This window comes from Sphingorhabdus sp. EL138 (genome assembly GCF_945862485.1).
In the GTDB taxonomy this organism is placed as follows: domain Bacteria; phylum Pseudomonadota; class Alphaproteobacteria; order Sphingomonadales; family Sphingomonadaceae; genus Sphingorhabdus_B.
The window spans coordinates 149413-165249 of record NZ_CAMAYF010000001.1; the positions used below are offsets into that span (position 1 = coordinate 149413).

The 15837-nt window shown below is 56.5% G+C and carries 12 protein-coding genes; 7 read left to right on the top strand and 5 right to left on the bottom strand.

The features are described from left to right. The first annotated feature begins 20 nt into the window (after nucleotides 1-20). The gene (locus Q0O33_RS00740; RefSeq protein ID WP_295494711.1) at nucleotides 21-692 is read left to right on the top strand and encodes an ATP-binding cassette domain-containing protein; all 672 of its coding nucleotides are present in this window, start codon (nucleotides 21-23) and stop codon (nucleotides 690-692) included. Next, nucleotides 689-3199 carry an FtsX-like permease family protein gene (locus tag Q0O33_RS00745; protein WP_295494715.1) on the top strand — a complete coding sequence of 837 codons (2511 nt, stop codon included), beginning with the start codon at nucleotides 689-691 and terminating at the stop codon, nucleotides 3197-3199. Before Q0O33_RS00740 ends, Q0O33_RS00745 begins: the two co-directional genes overlap by 4 nt. 31 nt (nucleotides 3200-3230) lie before the next feature. Here Q0O33_RS00745 and Q0O33_RS00750 read toward each other — a convergent pair whose 3' ends face one another. Beyond that, on the bottom strand, nucleotides 3231-4190 hold the full coding sequence (locus Q0O33_RS00750; protein WP_295494718.1) for a bile acid:sodium symporter family protein: 960 nt from the start codon (nucleotides 4188-4190) through the stop codon (nucleotides 3231-3233). 132 nt (nucleotides 4191-4322) lie between these two features. Here Q0O33_RS00750 and typA point away from each other — a divergent pair, with 132 nt between their 5' ends. Further along, a complete protein-coding gene (gene typA, locus Q0O33_RS00755) occupies nucleotides 4323-6143 on the top strand; it encodes a translational GTPase TypA (RefSeq protein WP_295494936.1) in 1821 nt (606 codons plus the stop codon). 59 nt (nucleotides 6144-6202) lie between these two features. Here typA and Q0O33_RS00760 read toward each other — a convergent pair whose 3' ends face one another. Then, complete coding sequence (locus Q0O33_RS00760; RefSeq protein ID WP_295494720.1) at nucleotides 6203-7414, bottom strand: NAD(P)/FAD-dependent oxidoreductase; 1212 nt, start codon at nucleotides 7412-7414, stop codon at nucleotides 6203-6205. 64 nt (nucleotides 7415-7478) lie between these two features. Between Q0O33_RS00760 and Q0O33_RS00765 the strand changes: the two genes are divergently transcribed. Next, a complete protein-coding gene (locus tag Q0O33_RS00765; RefSeq protein ID WP_125230518.1) occupies nucleotides 7479-7769 on the top strand; it encodes a DUF3297 family protein in 291 nt (96 codons plus the stop codon). A gap of 12 nt (nucleotides 7770-7781) precedes the next feature. Here the strand turns inward: Q0O33_RS00765 and Q0O33_RS00770 are convergent, their stop codons facing one another. Next, a complete protein-coding gene (locus Q0O33_RS00770) occupies nucleotides 7782-8921 on the bottom strand; it encodes a serine hydrolase (protein ID WP_295494725.1) in 1140 nt (379 codons plus the stop codon). A gap of 31 nt (nucleotides 8922-8952) precedes the next feature. On the opposite strand from Q0O33_RS00770, the gene Q0O33_RS00775 reads away from it, so the two are divergent. Further along, nucleotides 8953-9327 (top strand): hypothetical protein, encoded by a 375-nt coding sequence (locus Q0O33_RS00775; RefSeq protein WP_295494727.1) that lies wholly within the window; start codon nucleotides 8953-8955, stop codon nucleotides 9325-9327. Between the two features lies 1 nt (nucleotide 9328). On the opposite strand, the gene Q0O33_RS00780 is transcribed toward Q0O33_RS00775, so the two are convergent. Together Q0O33_RS00780 and mnmA are read right to left on the bottom strand one after the other, a co-directional pair. Continuing rightward, entirely contained in the window at nucleotides 9329-9856 is a 528-nt protein-coding gene (locus Q0O33_RS00780) for a hypothetical protein (protein WP_295494731.1), read from the bottom strand. Between the two features lie 31 nt (nucleotides 9857-9887). Then, on the bottom strand, nucleotides 9888-11012 hold the full coding sequence (mnmA, locus tag Q0O33_RS00785; RefSeq protein ID WP_295494734.1) for a tRNA 2-thiouridine(34) synthase MnmA: 1125 nt from the start codon (nucleotides 11010-11012) through the stop codon (nucleotides 9888-9890). A 287-nt stretch (nucleotides 11013-11299) separates the two neighbouring features. Between mnmA and Q0O33_RS00790 the strand changes: the two genes are divergently transcribed. Both Q0O33_RS00790 and Q0O33_RS00795 read left to right on the top strand, forming a co-directional pair. Next, on the top strand, nucleotides 11300-12475 hold the full coding sequence (locus tag Q0O33_RS00790) for an efflux RND transporter periplasmic adaptor subunit (RefSeq protein ID WP_295494738.1): 1176 nt from the start codon (nucleotides 11300-11302) through the stop codon (nucleotides 12473-12475). A 27-nt stretch (nucleotides 12476-12502) separates the two neighbouring features. After that, nucleotides 12503-15646: an efflux RND transporter permease subunit gene (locus Q0O33_RS00795; RefSeq protein WP_295494741.1), complete on the top strand. Its 3144-nt coding sequence runs from the start codon at nucleotides 12503-12505 to the stop codon at nucleotides 15644-15646. Nucleotides 15647-15837 lie beyond the last annotated feature (191 nt).

Sequence of the window (15837 nt, forward strand, 5' to 3'; positions counted from 1 at the left end):
CGGTCACTCACAAAGCGGATATGGCAATCCGCGCGGCAAATGTCACCCTTAGCCTTGGTAGCAATGACGCATCCGTGTCGATTTTACGCGGCGTAGACCTTGATGTACCCTCTGACAGCAGCGTGGCGTTGCTTGGGCCGTCAGGGTCAGGCAAATCTTCTTTGATGGCCGTGCTAGCTGGTTTGGAACAAGCCAGTGGCGGCACTGTCCTCGTCGATGGTCTGGACTTCACAAAGCTGGATGAAGACGCGCTCGCGCGGGCCCGGCGTGGGCGCATTGGCATTGTGTTGCAGGCGTTTCATTTGTTGCCCACCATGACCGCACTGGAAAATGTCGCGATCCCTTTGGAACTAGCGGGTCTGGAAGATCCCTTTGGCCGCGCGCAAAGCGAGCTTGAAGCTGTTGGCCTTGGCCACCGGCTGACGCATTATCCATCGCAATTGTCAGGCGGCGAACAACAACGTGTCGCCATTGCCCGCGCCATGGCCGCAGGACCAAAAATCATCTTTGCCGACGAACCAACGGGTAATTTGGATGGGTCTACCGGCGCGGCTATTGTCGATCTCTTATTCGCCCGCCGCGCCGCATTGGGCGCTACTTTGTTAATCATAACCCACGACCCGGAACTTGCGCGCAAATGTGACCGCGTGATTGTGATGCAGGATGGCCATGTGGTGGAGAACGCAGGTTGAACCTTCCGCTCGCTGCCATTTGGCGCATATCGCGCCGTGATTTGTCAGCGCGCATCCGTGGGCTTCGCTTGCTGGCGATTTGCCTGTTCCTCGGTGTTGCGACGCTTGCGGCGATTGGCAGTCTGACCGCTGGCATAGCCGATGAACTGTCAAAGCGTGGCCAGACAATCCTTGGCGGAGATGTCGAAATCGGGATCGCCCAACGCGAAGCAACGCAGGCCGAAATGGCCGCCATGCGCAAGGCAGGCGCAGTCTCCGAAACCATCCGATTCCGGGCAATGGCTATAGGCACGCAAACGGGCAGCGACAGCGTGCTTGCCGAATTAAAGGCCGTAGACCGTGTTTACCCGCATTATGGCGCATTAACCCTGCGTGATGGTAGCTCGGTCAAAGCACCAGCCAAACAACAAATTTACATCGGGCCGACCTTGTCCGAACGGCTTTATATCGAAACCGGCGGAACGATCCGCTTTGGTGACGCGACGTTCAAGGTCGCGGGCATTATCGGCGAAGAGCCTGACCGCTTGGGCGAAGGCTTCACACTTGGTCCGGTGGCTATCATCAACATGACCTCTTTGCCGGATACCGCTCTTATCCAGCCGGGCAGCATGTATGAGGCAAAATACCGCATCAAGCTGGCTCCGAACGAAGACGCCGCCGCGGTCGCAAAGTTGCTTGAGGCGCAGTTCCCGTCGGCAGGTTGGGACATTACGGATCGCTCCAACGGCGCACCCGGCACAAGGCGCTTCATTGAGCGTATGGGCCAATTCCTGACACTTGTCGGCCTTGCTGCCTTGGTCATCGCGGGCATTGGCGTCGGCAATGGCGTGAGCAGTTACCTCGCCAGCAAGCGCGCCAGCATTGCGACGTTAAAGGTTACAGGCGCGGACAGCGGAACAATATTCCGCATCTATATGCTGCAAATCCTGACCGTGGCCGCAGGCGCGATTATCGCTGGCCTCTCGGTGGGAAGTGTCATGCCGATGGTCATTGGCTGGGTGGCTGGCGATATCTTGCCCGTTGCCCCGGGCTTCAACTTGCACCCCTTGCCATTGCTTGTCAGCGCCATTTACGGCCTGTTGATCGCCATTGCCTTTGCCCTGCCGCCTTTGGCCCGTGCACGCACGGTGCCGGCCGCTGGCCTGTTCCGCGCCATTGTGGAGGGCAACGCCCGCATCGACCGACGCAGCGCGATTTGGGTAATCTCGGCTATACTCGCAATCATTGCGCTCGCAGTGCTGTCGGCGCGAGAACCTTTATTCTCGCTCGCCTTTATCGGCGCGGCTTTTGGCCTGCTGTTGTTGCTGACTGGCATCGCTTGGTTGCTGCGCTTTATCGCGTTACGCCTGCCACGGCCAAAGGCACCGCTCCCGCGGCTCGCACTCGCCAACCTGCATCGCCCCGGGGCGCAGACGCAGGCATTGGTCGTGGCGCTTGGCCTTGGCCTGACCTTATTTGTCACCCTCGCGGCTATTCAAACCAGCATCAACAATGAAATCAAAAACAGCGTCCCCGATCGTGCGCCAAGCTTCTTTGCATTGGATATCCCACGCGATGGCGCGGCAAAATTCACGCAAATGGTGAAGGACACCGATCCTAAAGCTACCATCAACATGATCCCCGCCTTACGCGGCACTATTGTTGAATTTGGCGGTCAGCGCGTGGACCAGTTGGAAGAACTGCCCGAAGGCGCGTGGATCCTCAACGGCGATCGGGGACTGACCTATAGCAGTGCCCTGCCCAATGGCAGCGAGATTGTAGCGGGCAGTTGGTGGCCGCAGGACTATAAGGGCCCTGCCTTGGTCAGCCTTGAGGTAGACGCCGCGGAAAGCTTAGGCGTGGGTGTCGGCGATAGCTTAACCATCAGCCTGCTTGGCGTGGAAGTTCCCGCCAAAATCGCGTCCTTACGCACCGTCAAATGGGATAATTTTGGCCTGAATTATGTGATGGTGTTTTCGCCGGGAAGTCTAGACGCCGCGCCGCATAACTTGGTAGCAACATTGACGGTGTCCAAGCCAGCCGAGCGCATATTGGCAAAATCGATCCCGCCAACGTTCCCGTCCGCGTCGCTGATTGAGGTCGGCGAAGTCACCTCGCAGATCACCGTTTTGTTGACGCAAATGGCGCAAGCCATCGCCGCTGCGGCATCGATCGCCATATTGGCCGGAATCGCCGTGCTTGTCGGCGCTATCGCTGCGGCGCGCCAGTCGCGCATCTACGACAGCGTCATCATGAAAATGCTAGGCAGCACAAGGCGGCAAATCTTGGGCGCGCAGGCGTTGGAATATGGCATCTTAGCGGTGGTGCTTGGTTTAGTGTCGCTGTTGCTCGGCATGTTGGCCGCTTATTATGTGGTGGTCGAGATATTCGACTTCAGCTTTGGGCCGGATTATGCGGTGCTAGCATTGACGCTCTTCGGTGGCGCTGGTGTGACCTTTGTGTTGGGTATTGTCGGTTCGCTCCCAATCTTGGCGGCGCGGCCTTCGGAAGCGCTTAGAAGCTTATAACCGCCCTATCGCAAGCCGATTTAGAGCTATCTCACTTACCCTTCGCAAAATGCGTGGCCAATGGCGCGGACAATATCAACTGCGCCATATGGTAGATAAGCGTTGGCAGCAGAACCATGCCCGCGATCGCGGGTGGGAATATCGTTGCAGCGAGCGGCGCGCCAATGGCCATGCTTTTCTGCCCACCCGAAAACAGCATTGTAATCCGGTCGCCGCGCGGCAGCTTCATCGCCCCACTTAAGGCCCACGCCCCACCAAAGCCGACAAGCAGCATGACCGATAACGCCAGCGCAAGCCAGGCAAGCTCGTCACCGCGTACGATGCTCCATATTCCAGCCACAACCGCACCGGAAAACGCCACATACACCGCAATCGCGATCGAGATGCGATCCATCCACGTCGCCAACTCCTTGTTCCGGTCTACCCATGGCTTACACCAACGCTGCGCAATTTGGCCAAGTGTGAACGGCAAAAGCAAGATGAGCGCAATGCGGCCAACGGCTGCACCTGAAATATTCGCTTCCCCCACATGCGCCAACACCGCCAAAAGCAGGGGCGACAAAAGTACGCCGGTCAGATTTACCAAAGCCGCCGCAACAACCGATGCCGCCACATTGCCTTTGGCCAAGGCGCAATAAGCCGAAGCCGACTGCACGGTGGACGGCAGGATACCTGTAAACAGCAACCCCAAAGCAAGTGTCGGTGGCAGGATATTATCGAAAAAATGCGACAGAGCCAATCCGGTGGCCGACATCACGCCAAATACGAAAAAGAAAATCGCCCCCTGCAAACGCCAATTGCGCACGCCATTGACCACTTCATGTCTCGGCAAGCGCACACCGTTGAGGAAAAACAGCAGGAATATCGCCGCCAATGAAATCAATAACGCGACCTCCGCCGCCGCACCCCGAACGGGCAAGACGCTCGCCAACAATATGGTGGCGAGCAACAGCATGACAAAGCGATCAGCGAAGATACGAGCGAACATCATTGGCCTTTGACCGTTGCAATCGCGTATTGCAACACCAGCGATGTTGCGCTGCAGCGCATATTGGGTTAATGGCGCGCAAGAATCTGGCGGCATGTGGCCGCTATGAAGACCTTCCAAAAGGCCCATTTCCAAATGTCATTGCGTAACATCGCCATCATCGCGCACGTCGATCACGGCAAAACCACTCTTGTTGACCAACTGTTTCGGCAGTCGGGCACCTTCCGCGACAATCAGCGCATCGAAGAGCGCGCGATGGATTCGAACGATCTCGAAAAAGAACGCGGCATCACTATTCTCGCCAAATGCACCTCGGTCGAATGGAACGATATCCGCATCAACATCGTCGACACACCGGGCCACGCCGACTTTGGTGGCGAAGTTGAGCGTATTTTGTCGATGGTCGACGGCGTTATCTTGCTCGTCGATTCCTCCGAAGGCGCCATGCCACAAACGAAGTTTGTGACCGGCAAGGCCCTAGCTTTGGGCCTTCGTCCTATCGTTGTCGTCAACAAAATCGACCGTCCTGACGAACGTATTCAGGAAGTGTTGGACGAAGTGTTCGACCTGTTCGTGTCGCTTGATGCAACGGACGAGCAACTTGATTTCCCCGTGCTCTATGCCTCGGGTCGTAATGGCTATGCCTCGATTGACCCAAGCGCGCGTGAAGGCACGCTCACGCCGATGTTTGAAACCATCGTCAGCCATGTTCCAGAGCCTAAGGCAGATGTTGACGGCGAATTCAAAATGCTTGTCACCTTGCTTGACCGCGACAATTTCCTGGGTCGTATTTTGACCGGCCTTGTGCTGTCAGGCACCGTGAAGGTGAACCAGCAGATCCATGCGCTGAACCCGGACGGCAAGATTGTCGAAACCGGCCGTGCGTCGAAAATCATGTCGTTCCGCGGGCTGGAGCGCGTTCCTGTGGACGAAGCCAAGGCTGGCGATATTATCTCCATCGCTGGTATGACCACAGCTACCGTTGCCGATACCATTGCCGAGCCATCGGTCACTGAACCACTTCAGGCGCAGCCTATCGATCCGCCCACCTTGTCAATGCGCTTTTCGGTGAACGACAGCCCCATGGCTGGCCGTGAAGGCACCAAGGTTACCAGCCGCATGATCCGTGACCGCTTGATGCGCGAAGCCGAAAGCAACGTTGCCGTCCGTATCACTGAGGCGGAAGACAAGGACAGCTTTGAAGTCGCTGGTCGTGGCGAACTTCAATTGGGCGTACTTATCGAAACCATGCGCCGCGAGGGCTTTGAGCTTGGCATCAGCCGCCCACGCGTGCTGTTCCGCGAAGACGAAAAGGGCCAAAAAACAGAGCCTTATGAAACCGTAGTCATCGATGTGGATGACGAATATTCGGGTACAGTCGTTGAGAAAATGGCGGTGCGTAAGGGCGACCTTACCGATATGCGTCCATCGGGTGGCGGTAAGACACGCATTACCTTTAGCGCGCCATCACGCGGGTTGATTGGCTATCATGGCGAATTCCTGTCCGACACACGCGGAACAGGCATCATGAACCGTCTGTTTGAAAAATATGGCCCACATCGTGGTCATATCGAAGGCCGCAAGAATGGCGTGCTGATTTCCAACGGCGCGGGCGAAGCCGTTGCTTATGCCCTTGGCCCATTGGAAGAGCGGGGCATCCTCATGGTCTCGCCAGGTGAAGCCTTGTATGAAGGCATGATCATTGGCGAAAATGCTAAGCCAGATGACCTTGAAGTCAACCCGATGAAGTCAAAGCAGCTGACGAACTTCCGTTCGACAGGCAAGGACGACGCCATCCGCCTCACCCCGCCTAAGCGCCTGACGCTTGAGCAAGCCATTGCCTATATCGATGATGATGAAATGGTTGAGGTAACGCCAAAGAATATCCGCTTACGCAAGCGCCTGCTTGACCCGAATGAGCGGAAAAAAGCATCGCGCGCCAAACAGGCGGCATAATGAAAAGGGCGTCGATTTCGGCGCCCTTTTTCTTTGGGCAACAGCCCTAAGGTCAGACGCTAAATGGCTTCGCCTGCTGCGACGCCGCTGGCCCACGCCCATTGGAAATTATAGCCGCCGAGCCAACCCGTGACGTCTACCGCCTCGCCTACGCAGTATAACCCCTGTATTTTCTTTGCTTCCATCGTCTTTTGCGAAAGTCCATCGGTGCTGATCCCGCCCAATGTTACCTCTGCCTTGGCATAGCCCTCACTGCCATTGGGCACGAATGGCCAGCTGCCAAGTAGCGCACCCGCACCCACCAATTTCCGGTCGTTTTGGTCGGCGAGGTTGCCGAGTAGCCCAATTTTCGCAGCAAGCGCTTCGGCCAAGCGCGCAGGCAAGACGCGGTCCAATGTTGACCGCAAAGTGGCGCGTGGCCGTGCCCGCTTTTCCGAAAGCAATAATTCGGTGGCATCCAAGGATGGCAAGAAGTCAATTTCCACTTGGTCGCCGGGGCGCCAATAGCTGCTAATTTGTAGCACTGCGGGGCCACTGAGCCCCTTATGGGTAAACAATGCCGCCTCGCGGAACGCAGCCTTTCCATGCTTTGCAACGACATCAGATGACACACCCGATAATTCACGGAACAAGACATCATCTCCGCCCAGCGTCAGCGGCACCAAGGCCGGTCGTGGTTCCACAATCTTCAATCCAAACTGTCGCGCGAGGTCATAGGCAAAGGCAGTAGCTCCCATTTTCGGAATGCTCGGGCCGCCGGTCGCAATCACAAATGCCGCACCTTGCGCGCGCACGCCGTTGTAGGTGACATGATAGTCGCTGCCGTCATGTGTTACTTCCCCCACAGGGGCATCGAACACAAAATCGACCCGGCCGCCAAAGGCCACTGATTTGTCACATTCGGCCATCAGCATGGCTACAATCTGCCGCGCGGAACCGTCGCAGAATAATTGCCCCAGCGTTTTTTCGTGGAACGCGATATTATGCGCATTCACCAGATCGATAAAATCCTGCGGCGTGTAGCGGCCAAGCGCTGATTTTGCGAAATGCGGGTTGGCCGACAAATAACGTTCTTGCGCGTGCGTGGTGGTCGCATTCACATTGGTAAAATTACACCGACCGCCACCAGATATCAGAATTTTCTTACCAGGCCCGGTGGCGTGATCAATCACCAGAACGCGCTTGCCGCGTTGTCCGGCGGTCAAAGCGCACATCAGGCCTGCGCCGCCAGCGCCCAGGATAATCGCGTCATAATTGTTTGAACTAGCCATTTCGTTCCCCTGCACTGCCTGCGCCATATTGCCAAGCGCTATGCTTTGCGGCAAAGCGCGCAGCATGACTGAAGAAACGAAATCCGCGGGCCCCAACACCCCGCCCGATCACTTGTCGATTAACCCTATGAGCCCGCATTTCGACAGCGACCTGCTGTCGCGTGGCATTGGCATCCGCTTCAAAGGCGAAGTCCGCACCACCGTTGAGGAATATTGCATTTCTGAGGGCTGGATCAAGGTTCAGGCTGGCAAGGCGCGGGATCGCAAAGGCAATCCATTACTCATCAAGCTCAGCGGTCCGGTTGAAGCCTGGTTTGAAGACCTTGGCGACGACGCGCCCGTGGCGAAGCTTTAACCGAACATCGCTTTACCGCTTCGGAAAAGCCGAAATCAGCTTGGCCAGTTGGTCGTTGACGGGGTCAAGCTGATCATCCGGCGTATTGCCAAGCCGCACAATCGTTAAACGATGCTGCGGTGATACCACCACAAACTGCCCCAAATGCCCAAGCGCCGCGAATACGTCCGATGGCGCCTTGCCGGGAAACAGGACTTGATCCCGGCCGTCCTTGCGTGTGCGGTTCAACCATATATGCGCGCCATAGCTTGCATCGTCTTGGCTGGACGTTTTCATAAAACGCATCCAGCTTGTAGGCATTATCTGCGCAGAGCGCACCGACCCATTGTTCCGCAAAAATTCGCCAAATTTTGCCCAATCACGCGCGGTGGCATGGATGAAGCTTCCGCCGAGCATGGTGCCGTTGCGGTCAAATTCGGGCACGGCGCTTGTCATACCGAGCGGCTCAAACAAACGACCCCGCGCATATTCCAACATCGCATCCCGACGCACAACGGGATCTTTGCTATCCGTCAACGACCGCGTCATGATGTCCACCAATATGTGGCTGGTGGCTGTGCTATATTCGTGCTTCTCGCCCGGAATGGCCTCCAAGGGACGCGTTTCGGCATAGCGCGCAACATTTTCGCGGCCATCGAGAAACAGCATGCGCGGCGTATCTGCATCAAAAATCTCGACACTGCCTTCGGCCATTTCGGTATGGTCCAACCCTGATGACATATGCAGCAAATGGCGCAAAGTTATCGCCGCACGACCATCGCGGGGCGCTTGCCATTCGGGTACGATTGCGGGTTCATCCAAAGCCAGCCGACCGTCCGCCACCATCATACCCACCAGAACGCCAGTCACGCTTTTGGCCATCGACCAGCTGATAAGCTTACTGTCCGGTCCGTATCCCGGCGCGTAGCGTTCGGCGACAACGCGCCCACCCTGCATGACGACCAAGGCGCGGGTTTCACCGACGGCGGGGTCTTCAAAAAAAGGAGCTATGGCAGCGGCAAGCTTTTTTTTGCTGATTACCGCGTCATCGACAGTCATGCTAAAGCCAGGGCCAGCAGGCTTTGCAGGTGGTTCAGCGGCGCATCCAGATAGGCTAAGTGCAGCGATTGCACAAAAAGCGGTTGCGGCGAGGTGAATTTTGTTTCTAGGCATAAGATGCTTCGATGCACCAAAAGGAGGGCTTATGGCAACCGCAACTTCGACCCAAAGACCAAAAGCACCGGAACCTCGGTTCAAGAGGTTGAAGATTGTCGTTGCGGTCATCGTCCTAATTGCGGCCCTGTGGCTGTTATGGAACTGGAACAGCATCAAGGGACAAGCGCGGGTTGCCGCGGCCTATGGAGCGCATGTCACCTGCTCGTGCCGCTATATGGAAGGTCGCGATATGGCGTCGTGCGAAACCGACAAGGAAAAAGGCATGGAGATGGTGCGCTTGAGCGACGACCCCGAAAACAAACGCGTCTACGCATCTGTGCCGTTTCTCGCCGAAGCCGTGGCGGAGCGGCGCGGTGCCTTTGGCTGTATCCAATTGAACGTAGCGGAAATTGATGCACTTTGAGCTAACGTTTTGCTGGCACCAGAATGAGCGCCGAACATAATAACTCGGTCGCGCCGCCTGCGAAGGCCACATATCCCGGAGCCATGCCGGACCATAAAGCGGCGGCAGCGATGATGATCAAAACGAGGCCGAGCACCACAAACATACGCATGCCATATACGGTCTGAAACACCAGATAGCGTGCGCCCACGGCCAAGAGGGCAATGGCAAAGAACCAATCGCCATACGTCCCGCTGACCAGATAGGCGATGGCAAGGCCAATGATGAGGAACGCGGTAGATTGGAGCGCGAGCATCTCCATAGGGTTCGCCGCGCGCGCCCTGCCGCGATAAAATACTCGCCGCGCCAGCAACAGCGACAAAGGATGGATGAGCATGCCGCCGAAAAACAACGCGGCCATGCCGGAAAACAGGTCGCCATAGTGTGTGACCGCCCCTGCAATCACCCACAATAGTCCGGATACGAAAATACCGACCCCGCCGTTGACATAAGCCCGGCGCATGTCGCGTTGTGATTCCCCCAAATGCATCCTGAACTCCCCCTTCAGTAAGCGCATGATTTTAGGCGGCTGAGGCCATCTCCACCGCAAGTGTTTCTTCGATCCAGGCGCCGCCAAGCACGCGGTCCCCGTCATATAATACGGCCGCCTGCCCCGGCGCGACCCCATATTCGGGCGTATCAAAACGAAGCCATTCGCCATCCAGACGTGCAGGCACGGGGCGAGACATCGACCGCACCTTTGCCATTACCGACCGATCGCCGATATCGGCGAGCCAATTGGCATCAATGATCCGCGCGGCGGGGACGGCAAGCGCCGCACGCGGCCCGACAATCACACGCTGTGCCGCGGCATCCAGACGGATGACAAATAAAGGCACAGGCTGCCCGCCAACCTCAAGTCCTTTGCGCTGGCCAACGGTGTAATGGATAAGGCCCTTATGCTGGCCAAGGATGCGGCCATCGAGATGGACAATATCGCCGCCGACTTCGGCATCAGGCCGAATTTTGCGAACAACGCTGGCATAATCACCATCGGGTACAAAGCAGATGTCCTGACTATCGGGCTTCATCGCTACGATTAACCCCATTTCCTGCGCAATCGCCCGAACATGCGGTTTCTGCATGCCGCCCAAGGGAAAGCGGAGATAATCCAATTGGTCTTGCGTCGTTGCAAACAGAAAATAGCTTTGATCGCGTGCGGGGTCAGCAGCGCGGTGCAGTTCGGCACCTGCGGGACCTTCAACACGGCGGACATAATGGCCGGTTGCCAGGCAATCCGCACCCAGCTCGCGCGCGAGGCGGAACAGATCGGTGAATTTTACACCCATATTGCAGCGCACGCATGGGATTGGCGTCCGGCCCGCCATATATTCATCGGCGAAATGGTCGATTACGGATTCGCGAAAGCGGCTTTCATGGTCAAAAACATAATGCGCGATGCCAAGCTTATCAGCGACGGCGCGGGCATCACGAATGTCCTGCCCCGCGCAACACGCCCCTGCCCGCTTTACGGCGCTTCCATGATCATAAAGTTGCAATGTGACGCCAATGGTTTCCGCGCCCGTGCGCGCCGCGAGCGCCGCGACAACTGAGGAATCAACGCCGCCCGACATCGCCACGACAATCCGCTTACCCTTCAGATCAGGGCCAAGTTGGAAATCAGAATGATAAATATCGTCGGTCATGCGATTGCCTCCCTATAAGCTTCACGCATGAAATGCCAGTTTTCTGGATAGCTCCAGTTCACGGGAATAACAGTTGCCGATGCGCTTATGCGTTGTTCGTCGAAACTTATAAGGTATCAGTCTGTATTGTTGCGCACCGGCAGATGCGATATTCTACATAACCATAAAGCGACTATCCCTTTGACGCTGTCCGGCTTGCGGGAAGTGACTTATTAGGGTAATACAGCCACATTATGAACAAATTGGGGGCGTACGCGCTCCCTGAAGCTATTATTTGGAGTTCCAGGATGAATTACGAGACGACGATGAGCGCAACGCTAGATGACGAGATATTGCAGGACGACCGTGATCGGAACCAGCGTCGGATGCGTATTGCAGGCATCATCGTGGCGATTTTGACTATAGCGGGCGCCGCTTATTATTTCTTCGGTAGCGGCAATACTGCACCCACCGATGCAGATAAGGCTGGTCAAGCACAGACGGTTACCGTTGTAGCGCCGGGCCGCGATAGCGTGGCGCGCACCATCAATGCGACCGGCACATTGGCCGCTCGCCGCGAAATTCCCGTTGGCATTGTCGGCGAAGGCGGGCGCGTGCTTATGGTCTATGTCGACGCTGGCGATTGGGTGACCCAAGGCCAGGTCTTGGTAAGCGTTGACCGTTCGGTACAAACACAGCAGGCCGCCGCGCTTGAGGCTCAGACCGGTGTCGCCCGCGCTGACCTGCAGCTTGCCCAAAACGAACTCGACCGCGCGATGCAGTTGGTTGATCGGGGCTTTATTTCCAAGGCAGACATGGATCGCAAGACCGCGACGCGTGACGCCGCCCGCGCGCGGGTGAATGTCGCCAACGCACAACTTGCCGAAACCCGCGCCCGCAATGCGCGGTTGGACGTCCGTGCGCCTGTGTCAGGCTATGTGCTGGAACGCAATGTGGAGACCGGACAGACGGTGTCCGCAGGCAGCGGTATTTTATTCCGCATCGCCAAGGACGGACAGTTGGAACTGCAAGCAAAGCTCAGCGAAGATGATCTGGCGCAGATCGCGGTCGGCATTCCTGCGTCTGTCACCCCTGTTGGTGTTGATAGGGTGTTTGAAGGCAATATCTGGCAGATTTCGCCGATGATTGACGCGCAAAGCCGTCAGGGCATGGCCCGCATTGCCTTGCCATTTGACAAGGCATTGCGCCCCGGTGGATTTGCTTCTGTTGAAATCAAATCCGGCGCGATGACGGCACCTGTATTGCCCGAAGCTGCCGTTCAAACGGGCAGCCAAGGCAGCTTTGTGTATATTGTCGGCAAGAATAACAAGGTGCAGCAGCGCTTGGTTAAGCTTGGCCCAGTGACCGCCAACGGCTTGGTCATTGAACAAGGCTTGGACGGCAGCGAACGCGTCGTTCTATATGCGGGCGGTTTCCTCAACCCGGAGGAAACGATCAATCCCAAACTGTTGAAGAAGCAGTAAGTCGTTGGGCCATTCGGGATATACATCATGAATTTTAATAACATTTCTGCATGGTCCATTCGCAATCCGGTGGTGCCGATCGTCTTGTTTGTCGCACTCACTATTGCTGGAATCGTGTCGTTCATGAACATGGACGTGCAGAATGACCCCGATATCGAATTCCCGGTTGTTGTGGTTTCGATTTCGCAACCCGGCGCTGCGCCAACCGAAATCACCACCCAGATAACGCAAAAGGTCGAATCTGCGATCCGCAGTGTGCAGGGCGTCCGCAACATTAATGCCACCTCAAGCGAAGGCAACACGACGGTCAGCGCCGAATTTGAAATTGGCGATGATATTAACGCCGCCGTCAGCGAAGTGAAAAACGCCGTCGACCAAATCCGCAGCGACCTACCCGATGGCATATTGGAACCGCAGATTTTCAAAGTCGCTACATCCAGCGACCCAATCGCCTATTTCGCGGTTGAAGCCAGCGACATGACGCTTGAGCAACTCAGTTGGTTTGTTGACGATAGTGTTGCGCGCCGTTTGCTCGCTGTTGAAGGCATGGCCTCGGTCAGCCGCAATGGCGGGGTAAACCGAGAAATCCGCGTCGTCCTTGACCCTGCAAAAATGCAGTCGCTGGGCGTAAGCGCCAGTCAGATTAACTCTGTGCTGCGCCAACAAAATGTCAACGCTTCGGGCGGCCAGTCGCAAATTGCCGGATCGCGGCAGTCGGTTCGCGTGCTTGGCAACGCCACCGACGCTTTCGCGCTTAGCCAGACGCAGATCAGCCTTGGCGGCGGTCGCTCTATCAAACTGGCCGATGTTGCCGAAGTTACGGACGGCTTCAGCGAGCAAAAAGCCATGGCCTTTGCTGGCGGCAAACAAGTCGTCACCTTCGGCATGTCGCGCGCCAAGGGTGCGTCCGACGTCACCGTGTTTGACGATGCAATGGTCAAAATCGGGGAAATTGAAAAAGAAAATCCCGGCGTAAAGTTCACCACATTGTTCAACAGTGTGGATTACACCAAGGCCCAGTATAAAAGCTCCATGGCCGCGATGATCGAGGGCGCGTTGCTTGCCATCGTCGTCGTGTTCCTGTTCCTGCGCGATTGGCGGGCAACGATTATTTCGGCGATTGCCATTCCCTTGTCGGCCATTCCAACTTTCTGGTTTTTGGACCTAATGGGTTTCACGCTGAACACCATGTCGCTGTTGGCGCTTGGCCTTGTGGCCGGGGTGCTGGTCGATGACGCCATCGTGGAAATTGAAAATATCGTCCGGCACATGCGGATGGGCAAATCGGCCTATCAGGCATCGATTGATGCTGCCGACGAAATCGGCCTTGCTGTTGTGGCGACAACATTTTCGATTGTCGCGGTTTTCTTGCCCGTTGGTCTGATGCCAGGCGTTGCAGGGCAATATTTCCAGAATTTCGGCCTAACGGTGGTCGCTTCGGTTCTTATGAGCCTTGCCGTGGCGCGAATGATCACGCCAATGATCGCGGCCTATTTCCTGAAAGCCGACGGTATGGCCGAACATGGCGAGGCCAGCTGGATCAAACGATATATGAAAATCCTGCGCTGGTCGCTTGGCCACCGCCGTTGGATGATGGGCATTGGTGCGCTGGCTCTGGCGGCTACGGTTGCATTGCTTGTCGTTTTGCCAAAGCAGTTCTTCCCCGATGGTAATACCGATTTCAGCCGTATTCGCATCGAAATGGTTCCCGGAACGACGCTGGAGCGCACGCGTGAAATCACCAGCGAAGCCGCGGCAATCGTCGAGCAGCAGCCTGAAGTAAAAACGGCATTGCAAAGCGTGCGCGAAGGCGGCGCCAATATTTTCATCACCTTGCATGAGGACCGGGCCCGGACCAGTCAGAAATTCGAAGAAGACCTGACACCTTTGCTCACCAAAATCGCCGACGCCCGCGTGACGTTTCAGGTTAACGGCCCAGGCGGCGACGGTGGTGGTTCTGGCCGTGACGTCTCGGTCATGTTGTCAGGATCAGACCCCGAAATGCTTGACCGGACAGCAGCAACTTTGGTCGAGCAGATGAAGACGCTGCCCGAATTGCGCGCGCCGCGTATCTCCGCAGATTTGCAGCGTCCCGAATTGATTATCAAGCCGCGTAATGACCTTGCGTCACAACTTGGCGTATCGACCGTGGCGCTCAGTCAGACAATCCGCGTCGCCACGCTTGGCGACATTGACCAGAATAGCGCAAAATTCTCGCTCTCCGACCGGCAGATCCCAATCCGCGTGATGCTCGCCAAGGAATCGCGTCAGGACTTGGATGTTATCCGCAACCTGCCCGTTCCATTGGCGAGCGGCGGATCTGTGCCGCTGTCCCGCGTGGCGGACATCAGCTTCGGCGCTGGTCCAACCTCAATTCAGCGTCGGAACCAGAATTTCCGGATTTTCATCGGCGCGGATTTTGCGCCCGGCATTGTTTCGTCCGAGGCGGATAAGAAAATCAACAAGCTGCCCATCATGGAAAATCTGCCCACCGGCGTGTCCCGCGCGCCTTTCGGGTCCCAAGAATGGGAAGCGGAAATGCAAAAAGACTTTAGGGTCGCCTTGATTTCCGGAACCTTGCTGGTGTTTGCCGTTTTGGTGCTTTTGTACCATCGCTTCATGTCGCCTTTGGTCAATATGGGGTCCTTGTTGCTCGCGCCCTTGGGCGGTTTGATGGCGCTTGCCTTGGTTGGCCAACCCATATCCATGCCGGTCCTCATCGGCATATTGATGCTCTTTGGCATCGTCGCGAAAAACTCCATACTGTTGATCGACTTTGCGATTGAGGAGATGGCGCGCGGTGTTCCCAAATTCCAAGCGATTATGGAGGCGGGGCATAAACGCGCACAACCGATTGTCATGACTACCGTTGCCATGACCGCGGGGATGGTCCCCACCGCTTTGTCATTGGGCGGTGACGGCCAATGGCGCTCGCCCATGGGCACAGTCGTGATCGGTGGCCTCATCGTGTCGACCTTACTGACTTTGCTCATCGTCCCTGCAGGTTTCAGCCTAGCGGACGGTTTTGAAAAGCGCGTTGGACCTTGGCTGCGCACGCGATTGCTGACCTATGATCCCAAAAAGCATGGCGAAATCATTGCCGAACCCGCGAAGCTGAAGGACAACAGCCCGGGCAAAGGCGACTTGGGCGGGTTACAACCTGCCGAGTGAGTTGGTGGCAGCGCGGCCGCAAGCATTCGTCATCCTGAACTTGTTTCAGGATAACAGGCCGCGGTTGAGCGTTATCCTGAAACAAGTTCAGGATGACGATATTGTCGGACAGATTTTTGTGAAACAAGTTCCGGACAACGATGGTTGGCGTTTTTTACACACGCCGTTAAGGTCAGCCACGTGAAAGCTAT